This is a genomic window from Lautropia dentalis (genome assembly GCF_003892345.1).
In the GTDB taxonomy this organism is placed as follows: Bacteria; Pseudomonadota; Gammaproteobacteria; order Burkholderiales; family Burkholderiaceae_E; genus Lautropia; species Lautropia dentalis.
Genome location: NZ_RRUE01000001.1, coordinates 1,373,458 through 1,390,108 on the forward strand (window position 1 = coordinate 1,373,458; position 16,651 = coordinate 1,390,108).

Genomic DNA, 16,651 nt, shown 5'->3' on the forward strand with positions numbered 1-16,651 from the left:
AGGGCGCTCCTGCGCCCTGGGCTGCAGAAAAATGCCCGCGCGAAGCGGGCATTTTTCTGGACAGGCCGATGTGCAGGCCGCGGTGGCCTGCCTGACCACTGTGGCCTACTGCTCCCGCTTGAGCGCCGGGAAGAGGATCACGTCACGGATCGTCGGGCTGTCGGTGAGCAGCATCATCAGGCGGTCGATGCCGATGCCGCAGCCTCCGGTCGGGGGCATGCCGTATTCCAGCGCCCGGATGTAATCGGCGTCGTAGTACATCGCCTCGTCATCACCGGCTTCCTTGGCCTCGACCTGCTTTTTGAAGCGCTCGGACTGGTCCTCCGGATCGTTCAGCTCGGAAAAGCCGTTGGCAAACTCACGGCCCGTCATGAACAGCTCGAAACGGTCGGTGATGGTTGCATCACGGTCGGCTGCCCGGGCCAGGGGCGACACTTCGGCCGGGTAGTCGATGATGAAGGTCGGCTCCCACAGCTTCGATTCGGCCACTTCCTCGAACAGCGCCAGCTGCAGCGCACCGACACCCGCGCCGGCCGGCGGCTCGACGCCGTGTTTCTTCAGCTCGGCCCGCAGCCAGGTGGCGTCGTCCAGGCGGTCGGCCGGCAGTTCCGGCGCATGTTTGCGGATGGCCTCGACGATGGTCAGCCGGGCAAAGGGCTTCGACAGGTCCACCTCGCGACCCTGATAAGGGATGACCGTGCTGCCGCGGGCCTGCTGCGCGGCGTGGCGGATCACCTGCTCGGTGAAGTCCATCATCCAGCGGTAATCGGTGTAGGCCGCGTAGAACTCCATCATCGTGAACTCGGGGTTGTGCCGCGGGCTCAGCCCCTCGTTGCGGAAGTTGCGGTTGATTTCGAACACGCGTTCGAACCCGCCGACGATCAGTCGCTTCAGGTACAGCTCCGGCGCGATGCGCAGGAACATGGCCTGGTCGAGTGCATTGTGGTGCGTCTCGAAGGGCCGGGCCGTGGCGCCACCCGGAATGGGCTGCAGCATGGGGGTTTCCACTTCCAGAAAGCCGGCATCCACCATGAACTGGCGGATGGCGGCCATGGCCTTGCTGCGGATGATGAAGGTCTGGCGGGTGGCCTCGTTGCTCATCAGGTCCACATAGCGCTGGCGATAGCGCATTTCCTGATCGGCCAGTCCGTGGAACTTGTCCGGCAGCGGCCGCAGCGACTTGGTCAGCAGGCGCACGTGGCGGCAGCGAATGGACAGCTCGCCTTTCTTCGTCTTGAAGAGCGTGCCCTCGGCGGCCACGATGTCGCCCAGATCCCAGCGCTTGAAAGCCTCGTGCGTATCGGCACCGACGCCGTCGTCGTTCATCCACAGCTGGATGCGGCCGGTGGCGTCCTGCAGGGTGGCAAAGCTTGCCTTGCCCTGCACCCGCTTGAGCACCATCCGCCCGGCTACCGACACCTGCAGGTTCAGGGCCTCGAGTTCTTCGCGGGTCTGCTGGTCGTGTCCGGCTAGCAGGGCGCCTGCGCGGTGGGCTGGCACGAAGTCGTTGGGGAAGGGGACGGCCGTACTCTCGCGCAGGGCGGCCAGCTTGGCACGCCGCTCGGCGATGATCTGGTTCTCGTCCACCGCCGGCTCAGCGGCCGTGTCATGCGGCGCCGCAGTGCCTGTGGCCGCCGCAGCGTGCCGGTCCTGTCTGTCCATCGTATCGTTCGTGTTCATGGATCACACCCCCTGTTTCAGGCTTTCGGCGATGAAGTCGTCCAGATCGCCATCCAGCACGGCGCGGGTGTTGCTGGTCTCGAAATTGGTGCGCAGATCCTTGATGCGGGACTGGTCCAGCACGTAGGAACGGATCTGGTGCCCCCAGCCGATGTCGGTCTTGGCGGCTTCCACCTTGTCCTGCTCGGCGCGGCGCTTGCGCATCTCCAGCTCGAAGAGGCGGGCGCGCAGCATCTTCATGGCCTCGTCCCGGTTGCGGTGCTGCGAACGGTCGTTCTGGCACTGCACGACGGTGTTGGTGGGCAGGTGGGTGATCCGCACGGCGGATTCCGTCTTGTTCACGTGCTGGCCACCGGCACCGGAGGCCCGGTACACGTCGATGCGCAGGTCGGCCGGGTTGATGTCGATCTCGATGGAATCGTCCACTTCCGGATAGACATACACCGACGCAAAGGAGGTGTGGCGCCCGCCGCTGGAGTCGAAGGGGGACTTGCGCACCAGCCGGTGAATGCCGGTTTCGGTACGCAGGTAGCCGTAGGCGTATTCGCCCTCCACCTTCAGCGTGGCCCCCTTGATGCCGGCCACATCGCCTTCGCTCTCTTCGAGCAGCGTGGTGGTGAAGCCGCGGCGCTCGCAGTAGCGCAGGTACTGGCGCAGCAGCATGGCGGCCCAGTCGCAGGCCTCGGTACCGCCGGCACCGGCCTGGATTTCCAGGAAGCATGGGCTTGGGTCGGCCGGGTTGGAGAACATCCGGCGAAACTCCAGCGCCTCCACGCCTTCCTGCACCTTCAGCGAATCGGCTTCCAGGGCCTCGAGGGTGTCGTCGTCGTTCTCGTCGCGGGCCATGGCGAAGAGGTCAGACGTATCGCCCAGCGTGGCGGTCAGGCCCTCGATGGCGCCGACCACGTTGTCGAGCGCCCGTTTTTCCTTGCCCAGCTCCAGTGCAGCGGCTGCATCGTTCCAGATGTCCGGCGCCTCGAGTGCCGAGTTGACCTCGGTCAGGCGGTTTTTCTTTTCTTCGAAGTCAAAGATACCCCCTGAGATCCTCCAGCCGCTGGCCGAGGTTCTCCAGGCGGGCCTCAAGCTGATTCAAGCGCTCGGCATCCATCTGAGTGTGTTTTGTGGTGGTCAGAGTAACCCCCGATTATATCAGGTGAGTGAGTGTTACAGCGCGTGCTGCCTGTGATGGTGGCCGATGTGGTGAGCGCTTCGATACCGGCCTGCTGTATCTGTCCGACCATGGCGAGTCGCTGGGGGAGTCGAGGTCGGCCCCGAACACCACCCGCTGGCCGGCCGCGCCAAGGACATGGGATCGGCCACGGTGCTGGTCAGCCTGCTGCTGGCGGCATTGGGGTGGTTGGCCACGGTCGCGCACAATTTTCTGTGAAAACTCTGTTCTCCGGGCAGTATCCGTGCAGCAAGCGCTTACGGCTACCGTGAAGTCACCGCAGTGCCTTCCCCGTCCGGACCTCTTGTGTCAGAGCGCGCCATGAACACGCATGCGTTGTTACCGTGGATGAAAAAGAGGCGATGCTCAAAAGGAAGCCATTTTCTGCAGCGTGTTGGCGTTGCGGGTGGTCAGCGTCAGTCCAAGCTTCTTTTCCAGAAACACATTGCCCAGCCGGCTGCGTGCAGCACTTCCGGGGATGTACATGTAAGCACAGTGTGGCCGGATGCACAGACACTCGCTGCCAAGGTCGAGCTGCTGCAGGCCGGCGGTGTCTGACAGTGGCTGATTGCACAGGGCAAAGAATACCCGCCGGATATCGAATGCTGCCCCGGTGAACGGATTGCCCTCCAGTGCCTCCCGAAGCTGTGTCTGCGTCTTGATGATCACAGGCAGATCGACTTGCAGGGCCGTTTTCAGCAGGTGGTGAATGTGTTCCGCTGCTGCTTCGGCCGTCAGCGACGTGTTCAGAATGATGTTGCCACTCTGGATCCAGGTGCGCACGTCGTTGAAGCCATGGTCGCTCAGCACTGCGCGGACATCAGCCATTTTCACAGCGTTTCTGCCACTGGGCATCAGGCCGCGAAGGAATGCAACGAAGGTGTTCTGATTCATGGTTAAAGGGGAAACCATTCAATATGCTGCCAAGCGCCCCGGCCCGGTAAGCCGCTGCGGCGACTTCGCGGTACGCGTGAACGACTTTCTGACGGCCGGGCGTCAGCCCGATTGTCGGAAAGTGTTATAGAGCAGCCCCATCACTCACCCTTCGGCGCCACCACCGTCTCCACCGACTGCCTCAGCTGCGCCTGCATCTCCCGGTTGGTCTTCTCCACCGACAGCACGAAGTCCTGCCACGGCACATCGGTCATGCCCACCAGCCCCAGATGGCCATTTTCGCCATCCAGCCAGCGGCCCGTCACCGGCTGGTCCAGATACTGGAACCAGTGCGCCCCCACGAACTGCCGGTTGGCCAGCACCGATTCGAGCATCTTCCGGTAGGCCGGCCCCCGCTCCGCCTCGGTGTTGACCACCATCACCCCCGGCCAGAAGGGACCGCGGTCGCTCGAACCGAAATGGAACTCCGTCAGCAGCGCCGGCTTGTCCGTACGGGCAAAATCCTCGGCCTCGAAGCCTTCCTTCAGCGACGGAATGTACAGATTGAAGCTGATCACGTCGCACCATTTGGCGCACGAAGCCACCGATTCCGGCGTACGTCCCGCAAAGCGGCTGCCCAGATACAGATGGTGCGGTGCGTGCTTCTTCAGGGCCTTCTTCACCTGGCCATAGTAGCTGTCGGCATGCAGACGCAGGAAGGCCGACAGGTCGGCCGCCACCTGCGGATTCTTTCCGTCGGGCAGCTGTTCGCCCTGCAGGGCACCCTCCACCTGTTTCCAGTCGTTCACCGGCCGCTGCCAGGCTTTGGCCAGCTCCTGCACATTGCCGTCATAACGTTTTTTCAGCAGACCGACGAAGGCCCGCTTGGCGTGCGCCTGCGGTTTGGCGGCATCCATGGTCAGGGCAGAATAGGCCACCGCATAGCGCACCTGCGGATCCTGTGCCGAACCATCGCCCCAGCCCAGTTCGTTGTCGACGAACCAGCCGATCAGGTAGGGGTCGTTCTCGCTGCCGGTGGCTTCCTTGCGCAGCGTCTGCTCCAGCGCCATGCCGAAGGCTGGATCGAAGGGGTCCGGAATGCCCGACCACCAGTTGCTGCCATCGCTCAGGCGGGCAAAGGGGCCGGAGACGTGGGCAATGCGGGTGTAGGGCATCCTGCTGTGCATGATGCTCTCGTCGCTCCAGGCGCCCACGGTGTTGAAGCCCCAGGCCTTGAGGCGCTTGCCGGTACGGGTGACCCAGCGCTGCGGCCAGTCCTTGCCGTCACGGCGGAACAGGTTGGCCTGGTAGAAGTTGAAGGTCTCGCCCTTCAGGAAGCGGCGGTTCTGCTGGGCGCCGCTGTCGGCGGGCAGGGCTTCGGTACTGTCCTTCCTGCGTAGGAAACGGTACTCCTGCATGCCCTTGACGGGCAGGCCGGTGAACTGGAATTTACGCCCGCCCACGAAGGTCTCGCTGTTGTCGCGCTGCACGGCATTGACACCGAAGGAAAGGAAGGGGTTGCCCTCCGGCGTGATCAGGATGTGGCGCTGGCTGCCATCCTTCAGGACGAGCTTGCCGGTGCGGAACCAGCCGGTACCGTGACCACCGCCTTCCAGATCGCGCAGCCCGCCGAAGCGGTCCAGCGCTGTAGCGTTCGCGCCTGATTCACTGTCCTGCTGGGCCGCCAGCGCCTTCGCAAGCTGCTGGTCGGCCTGCCGGGCGTAGAGCGCGAAGTCGGCCCGGGCATCCTTAACGGCTGCATCCCAGGCCTTTTCCCGACGGGCCTTCTGGGCCCGGGTCAGCTTCCTGCCGTGGGCGCGCTGCTTCGCAGCGGATTTCCGCGCGTGCCGGCGGCTGCGTTCGGACTTGCCATGCCGCTTTTTGGTGGTGGCCTCATGCCCGTTGCTGCTGCCGGCGGCAGCCGATGCACCTTTCTGCAGGCGGGCGGCCTCGGCGCGCTGTACTTCCTCGGGGGCATTGGCGGCGAGTGCACGGGCGATCTTCGTGGGCAGATGGTATTTGCCGGGCCAGTCGCTCCGGGTGTACTGACCCCAGGCATCGACGATGTCGGTGTAGGCGTCACGCAGGTCATCGGTCCCGATGGGTGCAAGGAACAGCTTGCCCAGCCGGATCTTCTGCTCGGCCCCGGGGGGCGGCATGCCGATGCGGACAGCCTTGATGTGTGCCGTGTCGATCGTGCCGGTGGTGGTCTCGACCAGACCCGTTGCCGCGTCTTTTGCCACCCACGGGATGACGGGACCGGCACGCATGCCCATCTGCAGTGGCAGTGTGGCCTGCAGGGGCAGGCCGAGTGCGAAGGGGCCGCTGGGCGGCAGGGCCAGCGTGGCCTGCAGCTGCTGGCCCTTCTCGTCTTCGAGCTGCAGCAGCAGCGTCAGCGCCCATGGCATGGCGTTCTGGATGTGCATGCGCAGGCTCTGCACGGCCTGCCAGTTCCAGACGCCTTCGCGAGGTCGCAGCACCAGCCAGCCGGGTTCCTGCGCACCATTGGCAACCGGTGCGAAGGCCAGCGTCACGAAGCCATCGCTGTCGACCGGGCTGACATTGGGGGCACCGGGCCCCGCCTTTTCAACCACATAGGGCAGGGTGTCCTTCTGGGCCGCTGCGTCGGTGACGGCCGGATCGGCCACCAGCTGGGCCGAGGCCATGGGAAGCGGGAGAGCCAGGGCCAGGGCCAGGGTCACCCGTGCAAGGCGCCGCCGGGTGGACGACGGGGTGGCAGAAACGGGGAAATCGTATGAAATCAATGAAACGCCTCCGAAAAAGGGGGGCCGGCCAGCCTTGCCCGCGCAGTACACCCTGTCGGCACACGGGGTTGGCGCCAGCGCGGGGACGAATGAGTCCGTGACACGCTCTATCCCCTTGCGAACGCGGGAGCAACGAAAATGGCCGACAGGGCACGGCGAACTGGCAGTGCCCGAAGATCCCGCGGCCCTGACGCCCTGGGAGCCTCTGCAAAAGTCTGCGAGCGCTTTGGACCCAGGATCGGGATGGGTCAGAAGGCGCCCTGTCGGCAATAGTGGGGCTATTGGCGGCAAATGGCAACGCACTGCTCAGTCATCCAGCAGCAGCTGGTCGATCTGCAGCGAGACGGCACCGCGGCCGCGAAAATCGTCCCGCTGGATCCGGTACGACAGCAGGGCCTCGGGGGGCAGGGCCTCGGTACGGCCGAAGAAGATGGCCGACAGGCGCTGGCCGGGCTCATCCGCGGGGCTGAGTTCGAGCTTCAGGTGCCGGTTGTTGATCAGGCGCTGGTTCCGGACATTGAAACGGCCGGAAAACAGCGGTGGGGGAAAGCCCTGCCCCCAGACCTGGGTATCGAACAGGTCCAGGGTACCGATGTTCAGGGATTCGGGCGGCAACGGGCCGTCGGTGGTGACATCGCGCAGGAAATCCTCGTCGCGTGACAGGGTGCGCACGGCGTCTTCGAACGCCTCGCGAAAGGCATCCAGCTGGCCGGCCGGCAGGGTCAGGCCCGCTGCCATGGCATGGCCGCCGAACTTCACCAGCATGCCCGGGTGGCGCTTGTCGACCAGATCCAGCACGTCCCGCAGGTGCACGCCGGCAATGGAACGGCCGGAACCGCGCAGCATGCCGTCCTGATCGGGCGCCAGTGCGATGGTCGGCCGGTGATAGCGGTCCTTGATGCGGGAGGCCACCAGGCCGATCACGCCATGGTGCCAGTCATCGTCGTGCACCACCAGCGAACGGGCGTCCGGGGCCGGATCACCGATCAGTGACAGCGCCTCTTCGCGCATGCTGCTCTCGAGGTCGCGCCGCTGCCGATTGATCTCGTCCAGCGCAGTGGCCAGCTCCGTGGCATGTGCCATGTCGGGCGCCAGCAGGCATTCCACGCCGATGCCCATGTCGGCCAGACGCCCGGCCGCATTGATGCGCGGACCGATGGCAAAGCCCAGGTCCATGGCGTTGAGGGTTGGCCCTGCACGGCGCGCCACCTGCAGCAGCGCGGCGATGCCCGGCCGTGCCCGGCCGGCGCGGATGCGCGACAGCCCGGCGTTGACGATGACCCGATTGTTGTGGGTCAGTGGCACCACGTCGGCCACGGTACCCAGCGCAGCCAGATCGAGCAGCGGTGACAGCGACGGCGGTGCCCCCTCGAAGCGCCCCAGCTGGCGCCGGTGGCTGCGCAGTGCGATCAGTACGTAGAGCATCACGCCCACACCGGCCAGGTTCTTGTCCGGGAACGGACAGCCCGGCTGGTTGGGATTGACGATGGCCAGGGCTGCCGGCAGTGTCTCGGCCGGCAGGTGGTGGTCGGTGACGATCACCGGCAGGCCCAGGCTGTTGGCATGCTCGACACCGGCCACGGAGGCAATGCCATTGTCCACCGTGACCAGCAGGGCTGGCCGCCCCAGCCGGGGATGGACGAGCGCGGCATCGACCACCTCGGGGGTCAGCCCATAGCCGTTCTCGAAGCGGTTGGGCACGAGGTAATCGACCGTGGCGCCCAGCATCCGCAGCCCCTCCACGGCGAGCGCAATGGCGGTGGCGCCATCGCAGTCGTAGTCACCCACGATCAGGATCGGCTCGTGATCATCGATGGCGGTACTGATGCGTGCCACGGCAGCCGGCAGGCCCAGCAGTGCATCCGGGGGCAGCAGGGCGCCCAGATCCAGTTTCAGCTCGTCGGGGTGACGGATGCCGCGTGCTGCCAGCAGCCGCGCCATCAGGGGGTCGACCCCCGCCTGCAACAGGGTCTGGCGTGCGCGCAGATCCACCGGGCGGGTATGGAGCCGGACGGCCGGTGCGGCTGGCGCGGGGACAGGTGAAGCGGAAACGGTCGAAGGGGTCTGCAGCGTCATGGGGCCTCATCGCGAAAGAGCAGGGACAGGGCGTCGTGATCCCTGCCGGGGGTGGCGGGATTCTCAGCCCCCTTTCGGCCGGTCGTCGCGCCACCGGCTGGCCTTCCTGTGGCGGATGGTGTACCCCGGTGATCCCCTCGGCGATCCATCAGCCAGCGCACCAGCCGGGACAGCAGACCACCTGCCGTGGCCTGCCGGGAGGCCGCACCGGTGTCTGCTGGCGTGATCGCACGGGCCGGGAATGGCACCATGGATGTCATGGCGGCCGGCAGGCCGGTGGCATGCAGCCAGTGCACCCCCTGGGTGCCGGCCAGCAGGCACGAAAAATGGGCCGGATCGGTGGCCAGCCAGTCATCGAGTACCGGCAGGGCGTCCAGCCAGGCGCCGAGATCCTGCTGCACGCGCGATGCCAGAAAGCGGGTATCGGGCTGCAGTCCCTGTGCAAGAAGCCCCTGCAGTGCACGGGCGGCCTCCGGACGGGCCGGGCCATTGAGCCAGACCCCGTTGACGGGCAGGTCGTGGGCCTCGTGCAGGTTCAGCTGGTGCCAGGTCATCTGGATTTCGTTGAGCAGCTGGCGAAAGCGCCGGTCATCCGGGCCCTCGGGCATCAGCGCATCGACGTGCTGTTCGCCGGCCGTCTCCAGCGGCGTGCATTGCAATTGCCAGCTCCCGGCACCCGGTAGCGGCGTCACCAGCCAGTGCGTGGCGTCCAGCATCGTGATGGCGTGTTCCCGCTCGGCCAGCAGCGGGGACATGGCTTCGACCAGCCGGCGGGCCAGGGCATCGTCCACCAGCGCCTGCAGGCGCGTATCGACCAGCATGGCGTCGGTGGTGAGGCGGAAGGTGACCGGCTGTATCAGCCAGCAGGGCGCCTCGTGGCAGGCAGACGCTTCGGCTGCGGCCGGGGGATTGCCGGCATGTCCGTGTTCCAGGGCGGTGTCATGCATCTGCCGCCCGGCTGCCACGCCAGCCGACTGCGCGCCGGCCAGCGCCTGGACGGCCGCCATGGCCCCGTCGGGCAGCTGCAGTGGCGCAAGGGCCGGATGCTGGCGCAGCCAGCGGTCATGAGCCCAGTCGGTGCCGGGCGACAGGGTCAGCGTCTGCATCTGCAGCGTTCCCCGTGCCAGCGCAGCGCGGACGCCGGGCAGGGCGTCCTGCAGCAGCCCGCCCGCCAGCCAGGGGGCCGGCAGCAGGGCGCCCGGCAGAAGCCGGGTAGGGCGTTCAGACGGATTCCGGGATGAAGTGGTGTTCACGGCAGCTATTCTAAGATATGGGGCATGTCGGAATGTTTGCGTCATGCGGCCAATATTTCAGGCGCCGGCTGTGGCAAACTGCCGTTCCTTGCCGCTGTCCTTGCCGGGGCCCCTGCGACAGTTCCGCGGCACCCTGGTTCCCAGGCCCGGGGTCCAGTACGCTGTCATTTGCCGCCAATGGCTCTGCCGTTGACGACAGGACGCCTGCTGGCTCATCCCGGTTCCGGACCCAGGGCGCTCGCAGACTTTTTCAGGGGCTCCCCGGCATGGGATGGTTCAGCCACCGTGCCAACGGATGGCCGGCATCACCCGGATGGGGCGACATCCCGTCGCATCCATCCCCGCCCGGCGCGGTTCGCCGGTATGGTGGAGTCTGGTTTTGCTGTCCCCCTTCGAATGGTTCATCGGTCTGCGCTATACCCGCAGCGGCAAGCGCGCCGGCAAGAAAAACGGTTTCATTTCCTTCATCTCCACTCTGTCGGTGGCCGGCATTGCCCTGGGCGTGGCGGCCCTGATCATCGTCATGTCGGTGATGAACGGCTTCCAGAAGGAGGTCCGTGACCGCATGCTGTCGGTGCTCTCCCACGTGGAGGTGCTGCATGCCGACGGCCCGCTGCAGGACTGGCAGCCCCTGGCCGACAGCCTGCGGGGCAGGGATCACATCACCGGTGCCGCGCCCTTCGTGGCCGGGCAGGTGGTGCTCAGCCGCGGCGAGACGGTGCGTGGTGCCCTGGTGCGGGGCATCGAACCCTCGCTGGAATCGCAGGTGTCCGACATGACGGAACAGGTCGTCACGGGCAGCATGGATGCACTGCAGCCGGGCAGCTTCGGCATCATCATCGGTCGGGTGATGGCCGAGCAGCTGGGGCTCTTCGAAGGGGACCGGCTGGCCCTGATCGCGCCGCAGGGCACGGTGAGCCCCGCCGGCGTGGTGCCGCGGATGAAGCAGTTCGTCATCAGGGGGATCTTCGAGTCCGGACACTACGAGTACGACAGCACGCTGATCCTGATGAACATGGCCGATGCCGCCACCTTCTTCCGTACCGGGGGAGCGATGGGGCTGCGGCTGCGGCTCGACGACATGCAGCAGGCCCTGGCCGTGGGCGAGCAGCTCAAGAAGCAGCTGGGCCCCGCCTACCTCGTGCGCGATTGGTCGCAGGAGAACCGGGTCTGGTTTGCGGCCGTGCAGGTCGAGAAGCGCATGATGTTCATCATCCTCGCGCTGATCATCGCCGTGGCGGCCTTCAACCTGGTCTCGATGCTGGTGATGACGGTCACCGACAAGCGTGCCGACATCGCCATTCTGCGCACACTGGGTGCCTCACCGAAGTCGATTCTCTCGATCTTCATGGTGCAGGGTTCGCTGGTCGGGCTGCTGGGCACGGCGGCTGGCGTGGCACTGGGCGTGCTGGTAGCACTGAACATCGGGCCGGTGGTGGGCTTTTTCGAGCAGCTGCTGGGTGTGCGTCTGCTGCCGCCCGGCATCTACGTGATTTCCGCCCTGCCCAGTGACCTGCGTCTGGCCGATGTCAGCTGGGTGGCCCTGATCTCCTGCGTGCTGTCGCTGCTGGCCACCATCTACCCCAGCCTGCGGGCCGCTGCCGTGCGCCCGGCCGAGGCCCTGCGCTACGAGTGAGGGCATCGCCCGCATTTCCGGCATTCCGGCTCAGGCATCCAGGCATCCAGGCATCCAGGCATTTTCGCCCATCGTCGATCTTCCCTTGCAGATTCATTCCGCCCGTGACCGCATCCTCCCACCACGACACCTCCGCCCCGCATCCAGCGGCGTCTCCGGACAGCCGGCATCCCGTCCTGCACTGCGAGGGCCTGAAGAAGGACTACGACCAGGGCGGGCGCCAGCTTGCCATCCTGAAGCACATCGATTTCAGCGTGGCGCCGGGTGAAGTGGTGGCCATCGTCGGCGCCTCCGGCTCCGGCAAGAGCACGCTGCTGCACCTGCTGGGCGGGCTGGACCAGCCCTCGGGGGGCTGGGTGGCGGTCGATGGCGAGCGGCTCGATACCCTCACGGAAAAGGCCCGCGGGACATTGCGCAACCGCAAGCTGGGCTTCGTCTACCAGTTCCATCACCTGCTGGGCGAGTTTTCTGCCCTCGAGAACGTGGCCATGCCGCTGCTGATCCGTGGCAAGCCCCGTTCCCGGGCGCTCGAGGCCGCGGCCGCCATGCTGGCCCGTGTCGGGCTGGCAGAGCGGGGCGAGCACCGGCCCGGCGAGCTGTCGGGTGGTGAGCGCCAGCGGGTGGCCCTGGCCCGTGCGCTGGTCACGCGCCCCTGCTGCGTGCTGGCCGATGAGCCGACCGGCAACCTGGATGCCCGTACGGCCGCTGGCGTGTTCGGCCTGCTGCAGAATCTGGCCCGGCAGCTGGGCACTGCCGTGGTGATCGTCACCCACGATCTGGAGCTGGCCGCCCGTGCCGACCGTCGTGTCACGCTGCGTGACGGACGGCTGGTTGCGCTGTGACGGTCCGTACCTTTGCTTGCCCCCTTCGACACCTCCCGGAGCGTGTCATGGACTCATTCGCCATCACGCTGGCCCAGTCGTGTACTGACCTGGGCGCAGCACAGGCAAGGCCGGCAGCCTGATCTGGCAGGGTAACGCCGATAGCGCACGGCTGGGACCAGTCCGCAGGGAAAACCTTTTGGGCGCGCATGACTGTGCTGGCAGTACCTTGAAGCCATCGGGATCTGCGACCCAGCCTCCTTTTCCTGCACGCCCAGAAAGGACATGCGGGGATGAATGAGTCCCTGACACGCTCCACGCTCCAGTCATGCTGATCGATACCCACTGCCATCTCGACGCCCCCGAATTCGATGCCGACCGTGACGCCGTGCTCGCCACGGCCCGTGCGAACGGTGTGGGGGCCATCGTCATCCCGGCCGTCTTCCGTCACGAATGGGACGATGCCCAGGCGCTGGCCGACGCCCATGCCGACGTGTATTTCGCCCTGGGCATCCATCCGCTCTACGTGGATGACGCCGCCGATGACGACCTCGACGCCCTGCGCCAGCGTATCGAGGCGGTACGGCACCATCCACGCCTTGCGGGCATTGGGGAGATAGGGCTGGACCATTTCGTGCCGGGGCTGGACCTGGTGCGTCAGCAGCGCTTCTTCGAGGCCCAGCTGGCCATGGCGCGCGACTTCGACCTGCCTGTGATCCTGCATACCCGCCGCTCGGTCGATGCCGTCACCAAACAGCTTCGCCGCTACCGCCCATCTTCCGGTATTGCCCATGCCTTCAATGGCAGCCCGCAGCAGGCCGGCATCCTGATCGGTCTGGGCATGGCCATCGGCTTCGGGGGGGCCATGACCTTCGAACGTGCCCGCAACATCCGGCGCCTCGCCTGCAGCCTGCCCGACGACTGTCTGGTGCTCGAAACGGATGCCCCCGACATTCCACCCGCGTGGGTGCATCCGGGCCGCAACGCCCCGGGTGAGCTGGCGCGGATCGCCGATGTACTGGCAGGGCTGCGCAACCACAGCACCGCCGGCATCGCCGCGCTGACCACCCGCAACGCCCGCCGGGTTCTGCCCGTGCTGCAGGCGGCTGGCTGACCCGTTGCCGCTTCCGGGTTCCGGCTGGCGGATGCATGCCACCCCGATACCCCGGTCTGGCAGCCGTCGCACAAGGCATCCATTCGTCGGATGATGGCTGCCATCTGTCGGTACATCTGGCGTTTTGCAAATTCTTCCACGCCCTCTGTAGCAGGGGCGTAGCCGACGTTACTTTCGTCACATCGGCGCGGGCCTGCCGCTCATAAGATCGCGCTTGATAACGCGGCTGGTCTGTGCCCGGCGTCATGCCGGTCAGTGCCGGGGTGCCGTCCTGCGGCCCCGCCACCAGCCATTTCCCTGATGGCTGTTTCACGTTCCCAGAGGCAAGTTCGTGTCCTCACGCATCGATCCCTCCCTGTACCCCCGCCTGCATGAGCAGCTGGCGGACCGCTTTGGTACCGTGGTGTTCAAGCTCCTGCCCGACATTGCCGACGCCCTGCTGGCACACGGAGCCGAAGGGCTCGACGCCAATGTGGCCGCCAAGCTCACCGATACCGCCCGCCTGCTGCGCGAAGAGGCCGCTGTGCGTGCCGAGATCGCACTGGAAAATTTCGTGGGCATCGACCTGGGCAGCATGTCGGAAGAGTCGTCGCTGCCTGTGACCGTGACCGATCTCGGCCAGCCGGTGGCCGGCGCCGACATCGGCCTGCTCGAACAGATTCTCGCGCGTGAGCTGGCCAGCACCGTGCGCAGCAGCTTCGGCGGCTCGTACCTGAACTACCTGCGCCGGCTCGAGAGCCTGGCCGAAACCCCGCTGCGCGACGACCAGCACCCGCTGGGCGCCCGGGCGCTGGCGCTGGCGCTGATCATGGCGCTCAAGCCGTTCACGCACCTGCAGCCCATCTCGCTGCACCTGCGGCCCATCGTGCTGGCCCAGGCCGTCTTCCCGCTGGCCCGCCTGCTGGCCGACTGCGATGCCGCGCTGCGTCGCGAGGGCGTTCTGCCCTCCCAGCCGGGGGCCAGCCTGCAGATCGCCACGCCCACGCACAGCAGCGTCCGGACGCTCTCGAATGTCCCGGCTGCAACTTTTGCAGAACACGGAGAATCCTATACTGGTATCTTTCCAACCGAAGACCTTCGAAACAGCTTTGTACAGCACGCCTCGCACCAGGTGCTGAACGATATTCGCGCCTCCGCCGTCATGGCCGCCAATCCCCTGTCGACCCGACATCCCCGTCTGTCTGCCCACCGCAATGCCACGCGCCTCCCGCATGTGGAGGATATCGAGCGTGATGCCGTTGCGTTCGCACAACACCTGAAGGTGGCCCCGTTCAGCCAGCAGGCGCGCACCCGGTTCTTCGACCAGATCCGCCAGCAGATCATCGCTGCCGGTGGCGATACCGCCGTGCTGGCCGTGGTCGATCTGGTGTCCACGCTGTTCGACTATGCCGGCAGCGATACCCGTCTGCCCGAGGGCGCACGCATCCTGCTGTGGCGCCTGCAGATGCCCGCCATCACCCTGGCCAGCCTCGATGCCGGCTACCTGAGCGACGACTCGCGTTCGGTGCGCCGCCTGGTCGAGCAGCTGGCGGCCATCGCCATCAGCTATCCGGAAGACATGCGGCCCGACAAGCCGCTCTACCAGCGGCTGCAGACCATCGTGCGCGCGGTGGAAATCGTCGCCCACGCCTTCCACATCCGCAGCCAGGTGCTGACCGACCAGGTCGATCACGAATATCACCGGGCCACCGAGGGCATGCGGCGCCTGCTGTCCAGCCTGTCGCGCAGCCGCCGGCACACGCATCGCCAGCGCCGCCAGCGCCCGAACCGGCGCGATTTCAGTCGCCGTCCGTCGCCGGCCCGCGAAAGAACGGTGTCGGAGGACATCCGCCGCCTGCTCGATCACCGGCTGGGCGCCAACAGCATTCCCGCCTCGGTCCGGATGTTCCTGTACGACGTGTGGCTGCGCCACCTGCGTACGGCCGTGCTGCGTGACGGCACCGACAGCCAGGCCTACCGGCTGGCCCTGAAGGTGGTGGACGACCTGCTCTGGACGCTGGGCCGCGAGGGCGCCGATCCGCGGGCCCGCACCGAGCTGGTGCAGAGCATTCCGCCCATGCTGCAGATGATCAGCAGCGGCATCCGCGATGTCGGTGGCGAACCGGACAACTTCCGCACCTTCTTCGACGAGATCTTCGTCATCCACCTGCGCCGTATCCAGGGCGAGGAAGGCTCGGCAGCCACGCTGATCGCCCGCGAGGCGGCCGAGGTCACGTCGCTGCCCACCGGCACGGCACCGCAGGCCGGCACGGGCTATCTGCACGAAGGCAACGTGCGGGATGCCCAGCAGATCCATGCCCAGCTGCAGCAGCCGCGCACCGCGCCTGCCCGTGCGCGACACGATGCCACGCAGCCGGCCGCACCGGCTGCGCCTGAGCAGGGTGATGCACACCCGGCGGCCATGCCGGCCGGAACGCCTCATGACGGGCAGTCCCCGGCTCCGGCAACGCAGACGGCTGGCGCACACGCGGCCGACCGTCATGCGCCCCACACCCTGCAGGCAGCCCCGGAGGCACACGCCACGCAGACCTGGCCTTCGACGCTGGCGGCCCGGGTGGCAGCCCAGGCCATGTCGGCTGCAGCGGCCGGCGCCCAGGCGGCCGCTCACCCCGGGAAGGCGGGGCTGGCAACACAGGATGTCCGGACGCACACGCGTGTGACGGTAACAGACGGCGGCGCCACCGTACCTGCCACGCTGACCGGTCTCGATCCGGCCAGCGCGGCCGCGGCCCGCGAACGTCTGCTGGACCTCATTCGCCGCACACGCATGGATGACCTGCCCAATGCACCGCGCCGCTTCAACCTGCCGCCCGAGCGCTTTGCCTCGGCCCTGGCGCCCGGACGCTGGCTGGAACTGATCAGCCGCACCACGGGCCGCGTCGAGCACGCCAAGGTTGTGTGGATCAACGAACGGCGCTCGATGGTCCTGCTGCTGCTGGCCCCGGGCAACCGGATCATGACGCGTGAGATCAGCTCGCTGGTCAAGCGTGCCCGCCAGGGACGGGTCTTCTTCGTCTGGTAAAAGGGGGGGGCAGGCCCAGGCAAAAGGTGGCCAGAGGCGGCAAAAGCCCGCAAAAGGCCGCCCCGGAAAAATTTTTCCCCGAAGGGTTTGCATTTTCTGCAAACCCTTCTATAATGCCGACTTCACTGCAGGACAGCAGGCGCGTAGCTCAGTTGGTTAGAGCACCACCTTGACATGGTGGGGGTCGTTGGTTCGAATCCAATCGCGCCTACCACATTTCTCAAAACGGGTTGCGACTTCGGT

The 16,651-nt window shown here is 66.6% G+C and carries 10 protein-coding genes, 1 tRNA gene and 1 pseudogene; 6 read left to right on the forward strand and 6 right to left on the reverse strand.

All coding sequences use genetic code 11. From position 1 onward, the window contains the following. Nucleotides 1-105 precede the first annotated feature (105 nt). A complete protein-coding gene (gene lysS, locus EHV23_RS05300; RefSeq protein WP_420813045.1) occupies nt 106-1,662 on the reverse strand; it encodes a lysine--tRNA ligase in 1,557 nt (518 codons plus the stop codon). A gap of 21 nt (nt 1,663-1,683) precedes the next feature. Beyond that, nucleotides 1,684-2,788 (reverse strand): peptide chain release factor 2 gene (prfB, locus tag EHV23_RS15520; RefSeq protein ID WP_203228879.1). Its coding sequence is split into 2 segments (ribosomal slippage): nt 1,684-2,706 and nt 2,708-2,788, totalling 1,104 coding nucleotides; the frame shifts between segments, so codons are not numbered across the junction. A 168-nt stretch (nt 2,789-2,956) separates the two neighbouring features. Between prfB and EHV23_RS05305 the strand changes: the two are divergent. Next, nucleotides 2,957-3,067, forward strand: a pseudogene (locus tag EHV23_RS05305) (diacylglycerol kinase); the annotation flags it as partial. A gap of 147 nt (nt 3,068-3,214) precedes the next feature. Here the strand turns inward: EHV23_RS05305 and EHV23_RS05310 are convergent. The 4 genes from EHV23_RS05310 to EHV23_RS05325 form a co-directional block, all read right to left on the reverse strand. Then, entirely contained in the window at nt 3,215-3,760 is a 546-nt protein-coding gene (locus EHV23_RS05310; protein WP_338034492.1) for a DUF1697 domain-containing protein, read from the reverse strand. Between the two features lie 122 nt (nt 3,761-3,882). Continuing rightward, nucleotides 3,883-6,486, reverse strand: coding sequence for a beta-galactosidase (locus EHV23_RS05315; protein WP_125095016.1), 2,604 nt, complete (start codon nt 6,484-6,486; stop codon nt 3,883-3,885). Nucleotides 6,487-6,792: 306 nt separating this feature from the next. Continuing rightward, the gene (recJ, locus tag EHV23_RS05320; RefSeq protein ID WP_125095017.1) at nt 6,793-8,562 is read right to left on the reverse strand and encodes a single-stranded-DNA-specific exonuclease RecJ; all 1,770 of its coding nucleotides are present in this window, start codon (nt 8,560-8,562) and stop codon (nt 6,793-6,795) included. Then, nucleotides 8,559-9,815, reverse strand: coding sequence for a hypothetical protein (locus EHV23_RS05325; RefSeq protein ID WP_125095018.1), 1,257 nt, complete (start codon nt 9,813-9,815; stop codon nt 8,559-8,561). Before EHV23_RS05325 ends, recJ begins: the two co-directional genes overlap by 4 nt. 379 nt (nt 9,816-10,194) lie before the next feature. Between EHV23_RS05325 and EHV23_RS05330 the strand changes: the two genes are divergently transcribed. The 5 genes from EHV23_RS05330 (at nt 10,195) to EHV23_RS05350 (ending at nt 16,622) form a co-directional block, all read left to right on the forward strand. Further along, nucleotides 10,195-11,451 carry a lipoprotein-releasing ABC transporter permease subunit gene (locus tag EHV23_RS05330; RefSeq protein ID WP_203228880.1) on the forward strand — a complete coding sequence of 419 codons (1,257 nt, stop codon included), beginning with the start codon at nt 10,195-10,197 and terminating at the stop codon, nt 11,449-11,451. 104 nt (nt 11,452-11,555) lie between these two features. Then, nucleotides 11,556-12,293 carry a lipoprotein-releasing ABC transporter ATP-binding protein LolD gene (gene lolD / locus EHV23_RS05335; protein WP_125095019.1) on the forward strand — a complete coding sequence of 246 codons (738 nt, stop codon included), beginning with the start codon at nt 11,556-11,558 and terminating at the stop codon, nt 12,291-12,293. 307 nt (nt 12,294-12,600) lie between these two features. Next, nucleotides 12,601-13,386: a TatD family hydrolase gene (locus EHV23_RS05340; RefSeq protein ID WP_125095020.1), complete on the forward strand. Its 786-nt coding sequence runs from the start codon at nt 12,601-12,603 to the stop codon at nt 13,384-13,386. A 331-nt stretch (nt 13,387-13,717) separates the two neighbouring features. Continuing rightward, the gene (locus tag EHV23_RS05345; protein WP_125095021.1) at nt 13,718-16,408 is read left to right on the forward strand and encodes a DUF1631 family protein; all 2,691 of its coding nucleotides are present in this window, start codon (nt 13,718-13,720) and stop codon (nt 16,406-16,408) included. Between the two features lie 137 nt (nt 16,409-16,545). Then, nucleotides 16,546-16,622: transfer RNA gene (locus EHV23_RS05350), tRNA-Val, on the forward strand. Nucleotides 16,623-16,651: the final 29 nt, after the last annotated feature.

Coding starts and splice junctions, on each gene's coding strand:
- lysS (WP_420813045.1), bottom strand. CDS start 1,662: ATGGACAGACAGGACCGGCACGCTGCGGCGGCCACAGGCACTGCGGCG.
- recJ (WP_125095017.1), bottom strand. CDS start 8,562: ATGACGCTGCAGACCCCTTCGACCGTTTCCGCTTCACCTGTCCCCGCG.
- EHV23_RS05340 (WP_125095020.1), top strand. CDS start 12,601: ATGCTGATCGATACCCACTGCCATCTCGACGCCCCCGAATTCGATGCC.
- EHV23_RS05310 (WP_338034492.1), bottom strand. CDS start 3,760: ATGGTTTCCCCTTTAACCATGAATCAGAACACCTTCGTTGCATTCCTT.